Here is a 2,953-nt window from a genome sequence, read left to right on the forward strand (position 1 = left end):
GATTGGCGCCACCCAAGGTACATTGTTCACCTTACGAGTAAAAACCTCATCAACTGGAAATTCGAATCCAAACTGAACCTTGCCTCCGATCGTTGCATTGATGCCTGTGTATTTAAATTGCCTGACAACAAAGGATGGCGCATGTATTACAACAATGAAATGGCTGGCAAATCCATCTATTATGCCGATAGTAAAGACCTATACCATTGGGAAGATAGCGGCAAAAAATTAATTGGCGATAAAGGATGCGAAGGTCCGAAAGTCTTCTATTGGAAAAACACCTATTGGATGGTAGTAGACAACTGGAACGGCCTAGGCATATATTCATCTACCGATCTCCTCACTTGGAAACGCCAGCCCAAAAACATTTTACAGGCACCCGGAAAAGGAACCGATGATGGTGTAATGGGCGGTCATGCCGATGTGGTAGTGAATGGAGATAAAGCCTATATCTATTACTTTACCCACCCTGGCCGAACATCCGAAAATAAAGGAATCGATAACTACACGACCAGAAGAAGTGTGATTCAACTGGCAGAATTAGAATACGCCAATGGTGAAATCAGCTGCAACCGTGATAAATCCTTAGCTATTAAATTAAGTCCTAACCAAAAATAATGAAGCACATTTACCTTTTCTTAATGGTTGCGCTACTGCCCTTTATCACTTTAGCGCAACAACCAGTTACCCCAAGAAAAACCTACAACTTTAATCCCGGCTGGAAACTCTTTGTAGGTGATTTACCTAGTGCAGAAAGCACCGATTTTGATGATAAGGCATGGAAACCGATTACCCTTCCTTATGCCTGGAACGAAGATGAAGCCTTCAGAAAATCTATAGAAGATTTATCAACTGGTATTGCCTGGTACCGCAAGCATTTTACCATTTCAGAAACCAGCCAAAGCAATAAAATATTCCTTGAATTTGAGGGCATTAGGCAGGCGGGTGAATTTTACCTGAACGGAAAATTTATTGGCCGGCATGAAAATGGCGTGATGGCTTTTGGATTTGACATTAGCAGCTTAATTAATCAGAACAAAGAAAATGTGATTGCGGTTAGGATCGATAATGCCTGGAACTACAAAGAAAAAGCCACCAACTCTGGCTACCAATGGAACGATAAAAATTTTAATGCCAATTATGGGGGGATATCGAAAAACGTACGCTTGCATGTTACCGGTAATGTATATCAAACACTTCCACTTTATTCTACTTTAAAAACTACTGGTAACTACTGTTACGCTAAAGCTTTTAATATTAAAGGTAAATCAGCTTTAGTGGTTTCTGAATCGCAGGTCAAAAATGAAAGTGAAACAGATAAAAAACTGGTTTATGAGGTAGAACTTAAAGACCTTGATGGAAAAATAGTTAAAACCTTTAAATCCGCAGAAACCAATATTAAAGCTGGTGATATGTTGACCTTAAAAGCCGAAGCATTGGTAACCGGCTTAAATTTTTGGAGCTGGGGCTACGGCTACTTATACACGGTTACTTCAAGATTAAAATCTGAAGGCAAGACTATCGATGAGCTGAGCACCAAAACCGGATTTAGAAAAACAGCATTTAAAAACGGGATGGTTTATTTGAACGATCGTGTATTGATGATGAAGGGTTATGCCCAACGCAGCAGTAACGAGTGGCCGGCAATCGGCTTATCAGTACCACCCTGGCTAAGCGATTACAGCAATCAACTCATGGTAGAAAGTAATGCCAATTTGGTACGCTGGATGCACATTACGCCATGGAAACAGGATATAGAATCTTGCGACCGTGTAGGTTTGATCCAAGCCATGCCTGCCGGAGATTCGGAAAAAGATGTTACCGGAACCCGTTGGGATCAGCGAAAAGCGGTAATGACAGATGCGATTATTTACAACCGCAACAACCCGAGTATCGTTTTTTACGAATGTGGAAACGAATCGATCAGTGCAGCGCACATGCAGGAAATGAAAGAGATTAGAAATCTTTACGACCCAAATGGAGGCAGAGCAATCGGATCGAGAGAAATGCTTGATATCCCTGAAGCCGAATATGGTGGCGAAATGTTGTACATCAATAAAAGCGCAACCAAACCAGTATGGTCTATGGAATATTCGAGAGATGAAGCCCTACGGAAGTATTGGGATGAGTTCTCCCCTCCCTTCCATGTAAATGGCGCAGGTCCGAAATACAAAGATGCCGATGCCAGCGATTATAACCGCAACCAGGATTCTTTTGCCATTGAAGATGTAATCCGTTGGAACGAATATTACGAAGAACGCCCCGGAACAGGAACCAGGGTAAGTTCTGGTGGGGTAAACATTATATTTTCTGATTCGAATACCCACCACCGCGGCGAAGAAAACTACCGCAGAAGTGGCGAAGTGGATGCGATGCGCATTCCTAAAGATGCCTTTTTTGCACACAAAGTAATGTGGGATGGTTGGGTTGATGCAAAAAAAACTGGCATCCACTTAATCGGGCACTGGAACTACAAAGCTGGCGTTAAGAAGAATGTGTATGTGGTGGCCAGTGGCGACAAGGTAGAGCTGATCTTGAACAATAAATCGCTTGGTTTTGGTGAAAAAAGTAATGGTTTTCTGTTCACTTTTAAAAACATAACTTACCAGTCAGGCACAATAAAGGCTATTTCTTATTCTTCAGCAGGAAAAAAACTGGCAGAAACACAATTAAAAACGGCAGGCAAACCAGTAGGATTAAAACTTACTGCAATGAAAAACCCAAGCGGTTTTAAGGCTGATGGTGCCGATGTGGTATTGGTACAGGTTGAAGTAACAGATCAGGATGGAAACCGTTGCCCTACGGCTTCAAATATGATCAAATTTAGTTTAGATGGCCCAGCCGAATGGCGTGGAGGCTTAGCCCAGGGGCCAGATAATTATATTTTGGCTAAAGACCTGCCAGTAGAAAATGGGGTAAACAGAGTGCTCATCAGATCGACAACTACTGCCGG

General features: G+C 42.2%; 2 protein-coding genes. Both read left to right on the top strand.

What is annotated here, in order from left to right; translation table 11 throughout:
- Positions 1-618: glycoside hydrolase family protein (locus AC1DPQ_RS23120; protein ID WP_477611005.1), on the top strand; the 618-nt coding region annotated here is incomplete at its 5' end.
- A partial coding sequence (locus AC1DPQ_RS23125) for a glycoside hydrolase family 2 protein (protein ID WP_477611006.1) occupies positions 618-2,953 on the top strand: 2,336 nt, incomplete at its 3' end. The genes AC1DPQ_RS23120 and AC1DPQ_RS23125, both read left to right, overlap by 1 nt.

The sequence above is a fragment of the Pedobacter sp. 01T416_2 genome (assembly GCF_056398925.1).